This is a genomic window from Exiguobacterium marinum DSM 16307 (assembly GCF_000620845.1).
Classification (GTDB): Bacteria; Bacillota; Bacilli; order Exiguobacteriales; family Exiguobacteriaceae; genus Exiguobacterium; species Exiguobacterium marinum.
Genome location: NZ_KK211189.1, coordinates 2231659 through 2245947, shown reverse-complemented (window position 1 = coordinate 2245947; position 14289 = coordinate 2231659). Strand labels below are relative to the sequence as shown.

Annotated in this window: 14 protein-coding genes and 1 other annotated feature; of the genes, 10 read left to right on the top strand and 4 right to left on the bottom strand. The window is 43.8% G+C overall.

The genetic code is table 11. From position 1 onward, the window contains the following. Positions 1 to 129 precede the first annotated feature (129 nt). Positions 130 to 1788: a peptide ABC transporter substrate-binding protein gene (locus P400_RS0111905; protein WP_026826416.1), complete on the top strand. Its 1659-nt coding sequence runs from the start codon at positions 130 to 132 to the stop codon at positions 1786 to 1788. A gap of 136 nt (positions 1789 to 1924) precedes the next feature. On the opposite strand, the gene trpS is transcribed toward P400_RS0111905, so the two are convergent. Together trpS and P400_RS0111895 are read right to left on the bottom strand one after the other, a co-directional pair. Beyond that, positions 1925 to 2926 (bottom strand): tryptophan--tRNA ligase, encoded by a 1002-nt coding sequence (trpS, locus tag P400_RS0111900; RefSeq protein ID WP_026826415.1) that lies wholly within the window; start codon positions 2924 to 2926, stop codon positions 1925 to 1927. Positions 2927 to 2976: 50 nt separating this feature from the next. Next, positions 2977 to 3184, bottom strand: a binding site (T-box leader). A gap of 46 nt (positions 3185 to 3230) precedes the next feature. Further along, the gene (locus tag P400_RS0111895; protein ID WP_026826414.1) at positions 3231 to 3599 is read right to left on the bottom strand and encodes a DUF3899 domain-containing protein; all 369 of its coding nucleotides are present in this window, start codon (positions 3597 to 3599) and stop codon (positions 3231 to 3233) included. A 269-nt stretch (positions 3600 to 3868) separates the two neighbouring features. Between P400_RS0111895 and P400_RS0111890 the strand changes: the two genes are divergently transcribed. The 5 genes from P400_RS0111890 (at position 3869) to P400_RS0111870 (ending at position 9792) form a co-directional block, all read left to right on the top strand. Then, positions 3869 to 5485: a peptide ABC transporter substrate-binding protein gene (locus tag P400_RS0111890; RefSeq protein ID WP_026826413.1), complete on the top strand. Its 1617-nt coding sequence runs from the start codon at positions 3869 to 3871 to the stop codon at positions 5483 to 5485. A gap of 308 nt (positions 5486 to 5793) precedes the next feature. Next, positions 5794 to 6720 carry an oligopeptide ABC transporter permease gene (gene opp3b, locus P400_RS0111885; protein WP_026826412.1) on the top strand — a complete coding sequence of 309 codons (927 nt, stop codon included), beginning with the start codon at positions 5794 to 5796 and terminating at the stop codon, positions 6718 to 6720. Continuing rightward, positions 6720 to 7745: an oligopeptide ABC transporter permease gene (gene opp3C / locus P400_RS0111880; RefSeq protein ID WP_026826411.1), complete on the top strand. Its 1026-nt coding sequence runs from the start codon at positions 6720 to 6722 to the stop codon at positions 7743 to 7745. The genes opp3b and opp3C overlap by 1 nt, the downstream gene beginning before the upstream one ends. Positions 7746 to 7768: 23 nt before the next feature. Continuing rightward, entirely contained in the window at positions 7769 to 8842 is a 1074-nt protein-coding gene (locus P400_RS0111875; protein WP_026826410.1) for an ABC transporter ATP-binding protein, read from the top strand. Next, complete coding sequence (locus P400_RS0111870) at positions 8842 to 9792, top strand: ABC transporter ATP-binding protein (protein WP_026826409.1); 951 nt, start codon at positions 8842 to 8844, stop codon at positions 9790 to 9792. The genes P400_RS0111875 and P400_RS0111870 overlap by 1 nt, the downstream gene beginning before the upstream one ends. Positions 9793 to 9868: 76 nt before the next feature. On the opposite strand, the gene P400_RS0111865 is transcribed toward P400_RS0111870, so the two are convergent. Beyond that, positions 9869 to 10402 (bottom strand): HD domain-containing protein, encoded by a 534-nt coding sequence (locus P400_RS0111865; RefSeq protein WP_026826408.1) that lies wholly within the window; start codon positions 10400 to 10402, stop codon positions 9869 to 9871. Positions 10403 to 10624: 222 nt separating this feature from the next. Here P400_RS0111865 and P400_RS15735 point away from each other — a divergent pair, with 222 nt between their 5' ends. The 4 genes from P400_RS15735 (at position 10625) to P400_RS0111845 (ending at position 13466) form a co-directional block, all read left to right on the top strand. Further along, entirely contained in the window at positions 10625 to 10762 is a 138-nt protein-coding gene (locus P400_RS15735; RefSeq protein WP_015881216.1) for a hypothetical protein, read from the top strand. A gap of 177 nt (positions 10763 to 10939) precedes the next feature. Next, positions 10940 to 11338 (top strand): transcriptional regulator SpxA, encoded by a 399-nt coding sequence (gene spxA, locus P400_RS0111855; protein WP_015881217.1) that lies wholly within the window; start codon positions 10940 to 10942, stop codon positions 11336 to 11338. A 175-nt stretch (positions 11339 to 11513) separates the two neighbouring features. Further along, the gene (mecA, locus tag P400_RS0111850) at positions 11514 to 12170 is read left to right on the top strand and encodes an adaptor protein MecA (RefSeq protein ID WP_026826407.1); all 657 of its coding nucleotides are present in this window, start codon (positions 11514 to 11516) and stop codon (positions 12168 to 12170) included. A 63-nt stretch (positions 12171 to 12233) separates the two neighbouring features. Beyond that, positions 12234 to 13466 (top strand): DUF2254 domain-containing protein, encoded by a 1233-nt coding sequence (locus tag P400_RS0111845; RefSeq protein ID WP_026826406.1) that lies wholly within the window; start codon positions 12234 to 12236, stop codon positions 13464 to 13466. 38 nt (positions 13467 to 13504) lie between these two features. Here the strand turns inward: P400_RS0111845 and P400_RS0111840 are convergent, their stop codons facing one another. Continuing rightward, entirely contained in the window at positions 13505 to 14230 is a 726-nt protein-coding gene (locus P400_RS0111840) for an SDR family NAD(P)-dependent oxidoreductase (protein ID WP_026826405.1), read from the bottom strand. Positions 14231 to 14289: the final 59 nt, after the last annotated feature.

Below are 14289 nucleotides of genomic sequence, written 5' to 3'. Positions count from 1 at the left end.
TTGCAAAATTATCAGAATATTGTATTATTGCATCAACGGGATTTTGGTAACAAATACTGTCAGAACAAATGACTGAATTTTCTACCATCATTCAATTCGTTAAAACGAAAAAATCAGGGGGTCATCGCAATGAATAAGAAAAAAGGTTTTGCTTTAGCATCTTCGGTTACACTTTTATCAAGTGCATTCCTAGCTGCATGTTCGACAGGGGATGAAGACACAGGGTCTTCAAACGGATCAGGTTCAGAAGGTTCAGCTGATGAAGCGCAAGTCCTCAACTTGCTCGATTCTTCAGATATTCCTTCACTTAACCCTACACTCGCAACGGATGCTGTATCGTTCAACGTGTTGAACAACGTTAACGAAGGTCTTTACCGTATGGATGAGAACGATGAGCCAACTCCGGGTATGGCTGAATCTCACGAAGTTTCAGAAGACGGGAAGACTTACACATTCAAGCTTCGTGAAGGCGCGACTTGGTCAAACGGGGAGCCTGTCACAGCGAACGACTTCGAATACGCTTGGAAAGAAGTACTCAACCCAGATAACGCTTCACAATATGCATACGTTATGTCTGTCATTGAAGGCGCAGATGCGTACAATACAGGCGAAGGCGAACGCGATGCAGTAGGCGTTAAAGCAATCGACGATCAAACACTTGAAGTTAAATTGACAGCACCAGCTGACTACTTCCTCGGATTGACAAGCTTTGGTGTCTTCATGCCAAAACTTGAATCATTCGACACAGAGCAAGGCGAAAACTTCGGTACATCTGCAGAGACAACTCTTTACAACGGACCGTTCAAACTCGATAGCTGGGAGCGCGAACAAGGTTGGAAGATGGTCAAGAACGAAGACTATTGGGATGCAGAAGCAGTTAAACTTGAAGAAATCAACGTTAAAGTCGTTAAAGAAGTTTCGACAGGTGTTAACTTGTACGAAAATGGTGACGTTGACCGCACAGGCTTGACTTCGGAGCTCGTAGCCCAATATCAAGATAACGAAGACTTCTCAACAGTCGTAGAACCGACAATCTTCTATCTCCAATTCAACACAGAAGTGGAAGAGCTTAACAACCAAAAAATCCGTAACGCGATTGACCGCGCTTACGACAAATCTGCGATTGCAGAAACACTTCTTGCGAACGGTTCAATCCCTGCGAACTTCTTCGTTCCAAAAGACTTCGTATCAGGTCCTGACGGAAAAGACTTCCGTGAAGGTAATGGAGATATCGGCGGATACAACGTTGAAGAAGCTCAAAAACTTTGGGAAGAAGGGCTTTCTGAGCTCGGAACAGAAGAAGTTGAACTTGAACTTCTCAACTATGACTCAGAATCTGCGAAGCAAATCGGTGAGTTCATTAAAGGTGAACTAGAGAAAAACCTTCCAGGTATGACGGTTACTATCAAGCAACAGCCGTTCAATAACAAACTTGACCTTGAGAACAATGGAGACTTCGAGTTCACGTTCGCTGGTTGGGGTCCTGACTACCAAGATCCAATGACATTCGTTGACCTCTTCGTCACTGACGGACCATACAACCGTGGTAAATGGTCGAACGAAGAATTCGATAAACTCATCGCTGATGCGAAATCAAGCACAGACCCTGCTGAGCGTTGGACTCAAATGCAAGATGCTGAGAAAATCGTTCTTGAAGAGAACGCAATCTCACCAGTTTACCAACGTGGTTCAGCTCGCCTTACGAAACCATACGTTAAGGATATCGTCGAGCATGCATTCGGTGCAGACTACTCTTACAAGTGGGCTTCAATCGAAGGCAAAGAATAATCAATCATCTTTACTAAGAGAGACAGGGACGCCTGTCTCTCTTTTTTGTGTATTAAAAAACTCTCAAAAAATGAACTGCACCCCAATTGTTAGACACATCTAACGATTGGGGTGCAGTTTTTTTTAATAGGTTAAATTACTTTTTCACTTTTGCCCGTTTGCGACTAAGACCCATCGCTTTTTCAATCTTCGCGAGATTTTTATTGGCGACGGCTTCTGCTTTCGCGCGGCCAGCATCGAGAATTTCATCGAGTTCTGGAGAATCGATCAATTCGTGGAAACGCGCTTGAATTGGTTCAAGTAAAGCGACGACAGCTTCCGCTACATCTTGCTTGAACGTTCCATAATTGGAGTTCTCATATTGTTTGACGAGGTCGTCAATCGATGTCCCTGTCGAGAGTGAATAAATTTCCAATAAGTTTGAAATACCTGGTTTGTTCTCACGATCGAACGAGATGACACCGCTCGAGTCCGTGACGGCACTCTTAATCTTCTTACGAATGACATTTGGTTCATCGAGCATTGAAATATACCCTTTTGCGTTTGTATCCGATTTTGACATCTTCTTCGTCGGATTCGTAAGAGACATAATGCGTGCGCCTTCTTTTTGAATGAGTGGTTCTGGCAACGTGAACGTCTCGTAGTAGCGTTTATTGAAACGTTCTGCCAAATCACGCGTTAATTCGATGTGTTGCTTTTGGTCATCCCCGACAGGAACGAGTTCTGTATTGTATAACAAGATATCAGAGGCCATGAGGGTCGGATAAACAAACAACCCTGCGCCAACGTTTTCGTTGCCTTGCGACTTATCTTTGTATTGCGTCATGCGTCCGAGTTCACCCATGCCGGCGATACATGTTAACATCCATCCAAGTTGGGCGTGCGCTTTTACTTCAGACTGTACGAAAATGGTTGCTTTCTCTGGATCGAGACCCGATGCAAGATAAAGTGCTGCTAGTTTCCTTGTGTTGTTCATGAGCTCGATGCGGTCAAGTTGAACTGTGATTGAATGTAAATCGACGATACAATAATATGCATTGTGATCGTCTTGTAGGTCGACGAATTGCTTCATCGCGCCAAGGTAGTTTCCGAGCGTCACGACGCCGGTCGGTTTAATACCTGAAAAAATAGTTGCCATGTGTATACACCTCCGTAAAATATAAAAAACCGCAGTCGTCCGCCCGAAAAAATCGGGACGAATAACCGCGGTGCCACCCAAATTTGCATGAAATATGCCACTTGAACGCAATAACGAGCGTGAACCGTCTCGCCATACTCAAGTTCAAGCGAGCCACTCCAAAGTCCATTCGTTCAAAGCCTTATCATCTACTCGCAGCACCGTAGACTCTCTGGAGAAAAGGAAATTTGAACTACTTGTCTTCTTCCATGTGTTCTTATTCTGCATTAAGTTTAGCACAGGATCCGGCTAACTAAAAGATGAATTAAATCAACGCAATGAGGAATGAGAGTACGGTACTCCCGACTCCCACATACACCCAGCTCCACGCTGATTGTTTGCGAAGAAGACGATCTTCAGGATCTTCTTCCTCGTCCTCTTCATAGTCTGAATCGATTTCTTTAAGTTTCGCCCGTCGATTTCGTTTGAAACCATACATGAAGCCATCGAACAGACCGGTCGCGCTCATATGTGAAAACATTCCGATCGCAAACGTGAGAATTCCTGAAACGAATAATCCGCCACTCAAATGAAAGAGAAAAGATTCACTTCGATAATAGGCGGAAAAGGACCAAATGGTGTAGACGATTGTGACAATTCCCCAAACAAAAAATATATTTCGAAACTTTTTCAACGCTGTAATCTCCTTTCAAACCGTAGAAGGTATGAGTCGCCATTCTATGTTTCTTCTATGATACTAGTAAGACGGGGGGGAAAGCGAGTGTGAAAGGTAGATTTTATGATAGCGTTTTATTCCATAGTTGACAGTTTGATTAAAAATTTCTTACAATAGCCCTAACGTTCTTTCGTCGAATACTTTATGAAATATTCAGAAAATTAAAGAAAAAGTAAGATGTTCATTCGACGAACGGCTAGCTTTTCAAATCGAAAGGGGAAATCGCAATGAAGAAAAAATCGATTCTGCTCATGATGACACTCATCTTAGCACTCGGTTCAGTACTCGCAGCTTGTTCGACAGGCGGAGACTCTGATGGCGGCGGTTCTTCAAATGGAGAAAAAGTTCTTCGTTTAACGGATACGTCAGATATCACAACAGCCGACCCGGCGCTTGCTACAGATGCGGTCGCATTCAACTTGATCGCAAACACGATGGAAGGTCTTTACCGTCTTGATAAAGATGGAAATGCCGTTCCGGCACTCGCAGAAAGTGAGCCGGAAGTAAGCGAAGACGGAACTGTTTATACGTTCAAACTTCGTGATGCTGAATGGTCAAACGGAGAACCGGTCACAGCAAATGACTTCGTTTATGCATGGCAACGTGCTGTCGATCCTGCGACAGGTTCACAGTACGCTTACATCATGAACACAATTAAAAACGCTGAGGCGATCAACACAGGTGACACGCCGAAAGAAGAGCTTGGCGTAAAAGCAATTGACGAGAAGACACTCGAAGTCACGCTTGAGCGTCCAGACCCATCATTCCTTTCGCTTACTTCATTCGGTACGTTCACACCAATCAATGAAGCATTTGCAACCGAAGCGGGAGAAGATTTCTCAACAAACCCTGAAAACCTTCTTTACAATGGACCGTTCACATGGACTAATTGGGATCGTGAGCAAGGATATGTCTTAACGAAAAATGACACGTACTGGGATAAAGAAAACGTCGCACTTGATTCTGTTGACGTAAAAGTTGTTAAAGAAACATCTACAGTCGTGAACTTGTATGAAGCTGGTGATGTGGATTACGCTGGCCTTGCATCTGAACAAGTCGCAGCATTCCAAGAAGATGAAGACTACAACACAGGTCTTCGTTCGTCAATCGGCTACTTCAAGTTCAATCATGAAGATGACATTTTCTCTGATGTAAATGCACGTAAGGCAATCGCACGTGCAGTTGACCCATCAGGAATCATCGATCAGCTCTTGAACAACGGTTCAATGGCAACAACTTCATTCATCCCGAAAGACTTCATCAAATATGAAGATGGAACGGATTATACTGAAGGCGTCAAATACTTCGAAACGAACGCTGACGAAGCAGCTTCACTTTGGGAAGATGCAACAGGCGGAGAAGCGACAACGATCGAACTTCTCTCATTCGATAGCGAAGTATCGAAACAAATCTCTGAGTACATGAAAGGTCAAATCGAGTCGAACTTGCCGAACGTAACGGTTGAGATCGCGCAACAGCCTTTCAACAACAAACTCGAGCGTGAAGCAAACGGGGACTACCAAATGTCGTTCGCAGTATGGGGACCTGACTATCAAGATCCACTTACAAACCTTGGTATCTTCACATCAAATAACGGCCAAAATGATATCAAGTACAAGTCATCTGAATATGACAAGTTGATTAACGAAGCATCTGCTGAAACAAACATTGATGCACGTTATGACTTGTTCAAAGAAGCAGAAGCGCTCTTGATTGAACAAGATCAAGCAATCATGCCGATTTATCAAGCTGGTGTGGCATACTTGATTCGTCCAAACATCGAAAACTTTAACCGTCAATTATTTGGTGCTGATTACCAGTACAAATACGTTGATATCAAGTAATGGAATGAGGGGGCATGCGAACCGCATGTCCCCAATTTTCTAAAAAATTCTACTGAAGTAAGAGAAAATACTGTTCAAATGTTTTGTTGGTAAAGTATAATGTAGTAACAGTGAAAATTCAGAATAATCTTTGAAAAGAATATTCTTTGTTTTCAGCCACTGTACTAAGAGCCTTGAGATGAGGTGTAATCTATTCTTTCAGAAAATTCCTTTCATTTTGTGAATTTGAAAAATGGGTCATATGTCATAGTAAAGCTGTTGGTGCAAGTAGTAGAAAGAATTAGACAAAACACAGGGGGTTTTTATTCATGGGACGTTATATCCTACAACGGCTGACTTACGGCGTCATTACGTTCTTTTTGATTGCCACGTTTACGTTCTTCCTGATGGACCTGCTCCCAGGTTCTCCGTATCAAAACCAGGAAAAACTGACAGAATCACAAATTCAATTATTGAATGACCGCTACGGACTCAATGATCCGCTGCCGGTCCGCTACGCGACGTACATCGGAAACATGCTTCAAGGTGACCTTGGTGTATCATTCCGTACAGCAAACCGTCCAGTAACTGAATTGATTATGGAACGAATCGGTCCTTCAGCACAACTAGGGCTCCAAGCATTAGTTCTCGGAACTCTTGTAGGTATATTGTTAGGTGTTGTCGCGGCAATTCGTCACAACACGGTGATCGACTATGGTGCGATGTTCATATCGGTAATCGGTATTTCTGTCCCATCTTTCGTCTTCGCAGCCCTTCTTCAGTACTATGTTGGGGTCAAATTGCAGTTGCTCCCAGTCGCATTCTGGGATTCGCCAGCACATACGATTTTGCCGACGATTTCATTATCTCTTGGAGTCACGGCATCGATTGCTCGTTTTGTCCGTACCGAGATGCTTGAGGTTACGGGACAGGACTATGTCACGCTTGCCAAGGCTAAAGGACTTAGTGGTAACGCAATTGTGTGGAAACACATGGTGCGTAACGCAATGATTCCAGCTATTACAATTTTAGGTCCGTTAACAGCGGCTCTTTTGACAGGTACATTCGTTATTGAGAAAATCTTTGCTGTACCTGGACTCGGAGAATTGTTCGTCACGTCAATCACGTTGAACGACTATACCGTAATCATGGGGACGACACTATTTTTCTCGGCTGTCTTCATTTTAATTATCTTACTTGTCGACTTGCTATACGGCGTTGTTGACCCACGTATTCGTCTTGGGGGGAATAACTGATGATTGAAAACAAAAAGAATTTCGAACAGTTCGACCAAGACATGTTCGCACCCGTAAAAATGAATGAACAGCTTGGTGAAAGAATTGCAGGAAAAAGCTTAAACTTTTGGCAAGATGCTTGGATGCGTCTAAAGAAAAACAAAGCGGCAATCGTATCGCTTTCGATTATTTTACTTCTCGTGTTGCTCTCGCTCTTTGGTCCTATGCTTTCAGGGCGTGACGCATACGAACAAAATATTTCACAAGCAAAGCTTCCGCCTAAAGTCACTGGTCTCGAATGGGCAGGCTTTGACGGGATGGCGACACTCGGAGGACGCGACATCGATTTTTATGAACAAAAGAGTGTAGAAGAGAACTTCTGGTTCGGTACGGACTATCTCGGACGTGATCTTTGGTCGCGTATTTGGGAAGGGACGCGTATTTCCCTCTTCATCGGTTTGATGGCAGCGATTATCGATACGGTCATCGGAGTCGCATACGGTGGAATCTCTGCCTACTTCGGTGGACGTACCGATAATATCATGCAACGGATCGTTGAAATTTTGACAGGTGTACCAAACTTAATCTTAATCATTCTATTCATCTTGATCTTTGACCCGGGTGTCTTCACTATCATTTTAGCCATGGCGATCACAGGATGGATTGGGATGAGTCGACTCGTTCGAGGTCAGATTTTGAAATTGAAGAACCAAGAGTTCGTCTTGGCCGCTCGTACATTAGGCGCATCAAGTACCCGTTTAATTTTCAAACACTTGATTCCTAACACGTTGGGTGCGATTATCATCACACTCATGTTCACGATTCCATCTGCCATCTTTTTCGAGGCATTCCTCAGCTTTATCGGAATCGGGCTTCAACCGCCACAAGCATCACTTGGTACGTTGATCAACGATGGATACAAAGAATTACGGACATTCCCGTTCCTTCTTGTTATCCCATCGGTCATCATCGTCTTGCTCATGGTTAGCTTCAACTTGCTTGCCGATGGCTTGCGTGATGCGTTCGATCCGAAAATGCGTAAATAATACAGAAAGAGGGGGACTCGTGCATGGAAACGATTTTATCAGTACGAGACTTAGAGGTCTCGTTCCACACATATGCCGGAACAGTTCAAGCTGTTCGTGGTGTATCGTTTGATTTGAAAAAAGGCGAGACGCTCGCCATCGTAGGAGAATCGGGTTCAGGTAAATCCGTTACTTCGAAGGCAATCATGCGTCTCATTCCGAACCCTCCAGGTGAAATCACGAACGGAGAAATCATGTTCGAAGGGAAAGACTTGGCGAAATTATCGGAAAAAGAAATGCTCAAAATTCGTGGTCGCGACATCGCAATGATTTTCCAAGACCCGATGACATCACTTAACCCAACAATGACGATTTACAAACAGATCGCAGAAGGGCTAAAGCAGCACCAAGGATTGACAGGTGAGGATGCGAAGAAACGTACCCTTGAACTGTTGACACTTGTAGGGATTCCAAACCCTGAAGCGCGTTTGAAGCAATATCCACACCAACTTTCTGGTGGGATGCGTCAGCGGATTGTAATCGCGATTGCACTCGCATGTAACCCGAAAGTGTTAATTGCCGATGAACCGACAACGGCACTTGACGTTACGATTCAAGCACAGATTCTTGAACTGTTAAAAGACATTCAACAAAAGACGGGTACAGCAATTATCTTCATCACGCACGACCTAGGTGTTGTCGCGAATATGGCTGACCGCGTTGCTGTTATGTATGCAGGTCGTCTCGTCGAAAAAGGAACGGTTGATGAAATTTTCTATGAGCCACGTCATCCATATACATGGGGACTTCTTGGTTCAATGCCGCGTCCGACAGACGACCGAAATGAAGCGTTACCGGCAATCCCGGGTACGCCTCCGAACTTGCTCGATCCTCCGAAAGGAGATGCATTCGCACCGCGTAATCCATACGCGATGAAGATTGATTTTGAGAAAGAGCCGCCGATGTTCCAGGTAAGTGATACACACTTTGCGTCAAGCTGGTTATTACACCCGCAAGCACCAGTGGTGAATCCTCCACGTGCGATTCGTGAACTCGCTCTCAAATATCGTCCGGACAGTGCGTTCGCTAAATCGTTTACGAAAGGTGGTGCTGAATAATGGAACGCGAGAAATTACTCGAGGTAAAAAACCTGAAGCAGCACTTTAAAATTGGCCGTGGCCGTGTCGTTAAAGCGGTCGATGGCATCACGTTTGATATTTACAAAGGTGAAGTGCTCGGACTCGTAGGTGAGTCTGGTTGTGGAAAGTCGACGACAGGACGTACAATCATCGGTCTTTATGATGCGACGGATGGTGATGTTGTCTTCAAAGGCGAAAACGTCCACGATAAAAAGTCAAAAGCAGACAAGTTGAAATTCAACCGTGCAATGCAAATGATTTTCCAAGATCCATACGCATCTCTTAACCCGCGTATGACCGTTGCAGATATTATTGCGGAAGGGATTGACATTCACGGTCTTGCGAAGACGAAAGAAGATCGCATGAACCGTGTGTATGATCTTCTTGAAACAGTTGGATTGACGAAAGAGCACGCGAGCCGTTACCCACACGAATTCTCGGGTGGTCAACGCCAGCGTATCGGGATTGCCCGTGCCCTAGCCGTTGAACCAGACTTCATCATTGCAGATGAGCCGATTTCTGCTCTTGATGTATCGATTCAAGCGCAGGTCGTCAACTTGATGAAAGAATTGCAACGCGATCGCGATTTAACGTATTTGTTCATCGCCCATGACTTGTCGATGGTTAAATACATCTCTGACCGCATCGGTGTTATGTATCAAGGTCACCTCGTTGAGCTTGCGACAGCCGATCGTCTCTACGAGAACCCAATTCATGCGTATACGAAATCGCTTCTTTCAGCGATTCCGCTTCCGGACCCGGAGCATGAACGCACACGTAAGCGGATTGTGTATGAATCAACTTCAAAAGGTCCAGTTGGACGTTCGGATGAGGATTCAAGCATTCCACCACTTCGCGAAGTTGAGCCAGGACACTATGTCTCACTCACAGACGAAGAGTACGAAGCGTACAAAGCACAACTCGTTTAATGAAAAAGATCCTGACTCACTCGTTGAGTCAGGATCTTTTTTCACAAAAAAATCACCTATCGAACTAGGTGACCGGTTATCCATTTGAAATGCGAGGCAAGTTTGATAGTCGTTCAACGATTGCATCAATCTGGCGAACGCGAGCTAACGCATCTTCGACTTCCATTGTTTCATAATGATGCAGACCGCCTGGCTGCTCAACGAATGTATCGGCGTCATGGACGAGCTGTTGAAGAGGTGTGCGCTGAATGCGGCTCGGTGGTAAATATGAATCGGTGTGTAAGAGAATCATCACAGATATCTCTTTTGCTCGAGCGGGGTCTTCCCCTAATCGAATCAATAGTTTATGGGCACGTTCAGCACCTTTGATCGCATGAATATCATTTTGACGATACAAATCATAATTCCATTTACCTTCCGTATACCATTCATAATGACCGATATCATGAAGTAAAGCGGCCTTTGTCGCTAAATCGGTGTCGAGCCCTCGCTTTGTCGCCATCTCGAGAGCGCGTTCACATACGTCGATTGCATGCTTTAAGCCTGATCGAGTCAAATATTTTTGGGTGATGGGATGTTTCATAATTGTTTCTAATGTGATTCTCATCATCGCTCTCCTCCTTAAAAATAAAAAGGTTATTTCTATTAACTATACAGGTTTTATTGGGTAGTTGCAAATTTCAACTATGTAAAGAAATCATGAACCTTTAAGAATGATTCACAATTCACAAACAAATGTGCTATAATTTAATTGTAGATTTAGTGCAACTTTAAGATTTTCAGAATCGGTAATGCTCTGCATGTTCCTTACGCTGTATGGGGGTGAGAGGCCATGAAAGAACGTGATAAAGTTTTACGAGAGAAAAAAAGACTTTTAAAAGAAGTGCTGAAGAAAAAGTTGAAAGACTTACAAGTAAAGCCAGGGAAAGAGACGGTGTCTCAACCGGTTTCTCGAATCCCTGCATCTTGATATAGGTCATTCAAGGTCGCATTCAACGAATGCGCCCTCTTTTCTTATCCGACTGATAAAGAATATCATTGAAGTTTCAACAATTAAGAATTATTATAATTAAGTGGATGCGAATTTGGGTATACAAATAGAGTCACTTAAAAAGATGGACGCATACTCGATCAGGGAGGAAGAAAAATGGTCACACTATATACGTCTCCAAGCTGTACATCTTGCCGAAAGGCACGGGCTTGGCTCGAAGAACACGATATCCCTTTTACAGAAAGAAACATATTTTCAGAACCGCTCTCACTTAATGAGATTAAGCAAATTTTACGTATGACTGAAGATGGGACAGATGAAATCATTTCGACACGTTCAAAAGTCTTTTCTAAAATCGATGTATCTGTTGATGCCTTATCACTTCAACAACTTTATGATTTGATTCAAGAATATCCGGGTTTATTACGTCGTCCGATTCTTATTGATGAGAAACGTTTGCAAGTTGGATATAACGAAGATGAGATTCGTCGATTCTTGCCACGGAAAGTTCGGACGTTCCAGTTGCAGGAAGCACAGCGACTTGTGAATGAATGAATGAAAGCATACTGTTTAAGCAGTGTGCTTTTTATTATTGATTATTTCCTATAAAATAAAGATATAACCCGTCATCCAGATTGAATGATGTCAAAAAGGGTACAATGATAAAAAGAGAATTTCCCCTCTCCTCCTTATGTGAATTGGGAGCGAGGTGAGAAGGGAGTGGACAATCGTGAAAATTGAGCGCATCAACGATAATACCGTCAAATTTTTCATCACATATGTGGATATTGAAAAGCGTGGTTTCGCACGTGATGAAATTTGGTACAACCGAGAACGTGGCGAGCAGCTGTTCTGGCAAATGATGGACGAGGCTAACGAACGTGAAGATATCTCGTTTGATGGTCCACTATGGATTCAAGTCCAGGCTTTTGAAAAAGGTCTAGAAGTGACGGTGACAATCGCGAAAAATGTGATGGATTCCGAAGATGATTCTGAACTCGGTTCGCTTCTCCGCTCGGCAATTGATGAAGCACGGGATCAGCAGTCAGTACTCGATCAATTGAGTGAGTTAGATGAACTTGAAGCTGAAACAGATGCTTGGGCCCCACTTGCGATGGAAACAAATGATTTCGAGGCAATCATTTCACTGAGTAAGCGTGCAGGTGACACTTTCAGTGATCTTGATTTGAAACTATATCATTATCAAGACCGTTACTACTTGTGGATTGAGTTCCCGGATGAAATGGAACCTGAAGACGAAGAGAATGCACTCAGTCTCTTAGCGGAATATCTATCATTCAGTACACAGACGCAACCTATGCTTGAGGAGTATGGAAAAACCATTCTCGAAGGAGACGTCTTTGCGAAAGTACGTCACTACTTTTAACGGTGCATCGCCTGTTCAGTTGGACAGGCGATTTTTTCAAATCAATGGCAAAGAGGTGTTGGTATGGTGAGACGAATACGTTTATTACTCAATGAAAGTGCTTGGTTTGTCCCCTTCTTATACGGAGCGGGCGGAATTTTACTAACGATTTTGACTCAACTGTTTAGTGAATTCTTTCGAGATTTACTCCCGAATTTCATATATTTAGATTTGGACTCAGCTGCATCTGTTTTATCTTCGACGTTTACGAGCCTTATGACGATGATGACATTCAGCTTTTCCACCATTTTAGTGGTTTTGACGACCTATTCGTCTCAATTTTCTCCACGGACAGTAAATAACTTCTTAACGAATACTGCGGCTAAGCATACGCTCGGCCTTTTCATCATGACCACAATTTACGGGATTTCGAACTTATTCCTCGTTCGCACTGCGGATGAAGGTGTTGTGCTGTCATCTGGAATTAGTGTGATCTTGGTGATTGGATCAATTTGGGCTTTCGTAAAATTCATTCAAACAGTCAGTGTCTCGATTCAGGCGGAGCGTCTCTTATCAACATTACATAAAGAGGCTTTGTCGGTCATCAGTGAGCAAAAAGATGCAATCGAGTCGGAAAAGGTGAATCTCGTTCTGTCAAGATCTGTTCATTCATTCGAAGGGACTGCAGTCCGGGCACCACGAACGGGATACGTCCGTTTGTTTTTAAGAGAAAAGCAAGGAGATCATGAAACGGACTTTGAATCAGTTGTAGCCGTGGGAGATTTTGTTGCAAAAGGGGACCTCGTTGGTTTTTGGAAGAGTGAAGAAAATCCAGATGTCGAGTTGTTTGAAATCGGGGAAGTTCGTTCTTCGATGCAAGACCCGTCTTTTGCAATTGAAAAATTGAGTGAGATTGCGTTACGCGGGATTTCGCCGGGGGTTAATGATCCGAATACGGCCATCCACGCGATCCATTACATCGGAGATATATTAAGGGAATTATGTGAACTGCCGGATGGTGATTTCCTCTATTCAAATGGGAAGTGCGATTGGCACGTGAAACGTAAGACACTAGACACGATTTTATTTGAATCGTTGTCACCGATGCAAACATACGCAAATCAAGATATTTTCGTGATGGGTTCTGTATTTGAAGCGATTCGAATGGCTCGTCTCGAAGCCCATGAAACATTGGATTCAACGTTTGATGGTATGGTTGATTACTTTGAAGACGTAATTAATTGGGATCATTTTCATTCAAAAGAGCAACACTATTTGCGGAATAAGATGAATCGTGCGAAAAAGCTGACAGCATGAACAGAGACCACCTTTTCAAAAGAAGAGGTGGTCTTTGTTCAAGAGAGGGTATAACCGCCGTCGACGGTAAGGGCTTGTCCATTTATATAAGTCGAAGCGTCAGTCAATAAAAATTCGACAACAGGAGCAACTTCTTCAGGTAAGGCTGCATGTCCTCGGAAATGATGGCTCATGGCATCTTTGAATTTCGCCTCACCTCCATACAGTTTGTGGCTTAGCGGCGTATCAACAGGACCGAAACAGACAGCATTGAATCGTACTTTTCCTTTCATTCGGTGTGCAAACGTTTTGGTCAAGGCGACGACGGCCGCTTTTGAAGCAGCATAATGTGCGAGCATCGGTGGAAATTTGACGTGGCCAACGATGGCGGCATTGTTAACAACGCTGGCACCTTGTTCAAATAACGGGATTGCGCGTTGTGTGACCGTGTTAAGTGCATATAGGTTGACGTCGAATACTTCGGTATAGGCATCATGCGTGAGACGTTCTGGCGTACCGGGTCTGCCAAAAGTAGCCGCGTTGTTGAACAAGCCGTTTAACGTCACGCCCTGCTCTTTCAAATGTCTGAAGAGATGGTCGATGTCTTCTGCAGACTGAAGGTCACAACGAATGAAGGTGGCCCGTCCGTCCGAATCAGATTCAAGGGAAGCCCCCCTTGTTTCATCACGACCAATCCCGATCACACGATGTCCATTCGTTGTTAACTGCAATGCGACGGCGCGTCCAATTCCGCTAGTCGCACCTGTTATTAGAAAAGTCCCCATAGTTTGTTCGCTCCCCTCAAAAATTTAGCGTTACGATGTATAATTAATGATAATACATG

Bases quoted from the DNA above. Each gene is read 5' to 3' on its own strand.
- opp3C (WP_026826411.1), top strand. From the start codon at position 6,720: ATGATTGAAAACAAAAAGAATTTCGAACAGTTCGACCAAGACATGTTC.
- opp3b (WP_026826412.1), top strand. From the start codon at position 5,794: ATGGGACGTTATATCCTACAACGGCTGACTTACGGCGTCATTACGTTC.
- trpS (WP_026826415.1), bottom strand. From the start codon at position 2,926: ATGGCAACTATTTTTTCAGGTATTAAACCGACCGGCGTCGTGACGCTC.
- P400_RS0111905 (WP_026826416.1), top strand. From the start codon at position 130: ATGAATAAGAAAAAAGGTTTTGCTTTAGCATCTTCGGTTACACTTTTA.
- spxA (WP_015881217.1), top strand. From the start codon at position 10,940: ATGGTCACACTATATACGTCTCCAAGCTGTACATCTTGCCGAAAGGCA.
- P400_RS0111840 (WP_026826405.1), bottom strand. From the start codon at position 14,230: ATGGGGACTTTTCTAATAACAGGTGCGACTAGCGGAATTGGACGCGCC.
- P400_RS0111865 (WP_026826408.1), bottom strand. From the start codon at position 10,402: ATGATGAGAATCACATTAGAAACAATTATGAAACATCCCATCACCCAA.
- P400_RS15735 (WP_015881216.1), top strand. From the start codon at position 10,625: ATGAAAGAACGTGATAAAGTTTTACGAGAGAAAAAAAGACTTTTAAAA.
- P400_RS0111870 (WP_026826409.1), top strand. From the start codon at position 8,842: ATGGAACGCGAGAAATTACTCGAGGTAAAAAACCTGAAGCAGCACTTT.
- P400_RS0111890 (WP_026826413.1), top strand. From the start codon at position 3,869: ATGAAGAAAAAATCGATTCTGCTCATGATGACACTCATCTTAGCACTC.
- P400_RS0111845 (WP_026826406.1), top strand. From the start codon at position 12,234: ATGGTGAGACGAATACGTTTATTACTCAATGAAAGTGCTTGGTTTGTC.
- P400_RS0111875 (WP_026826410.1), top strand. From the start codon at position 7,769: ATGGAAACGATTTTATCAGTACGAGACTTAGAGGTCTCGTTCCACACA.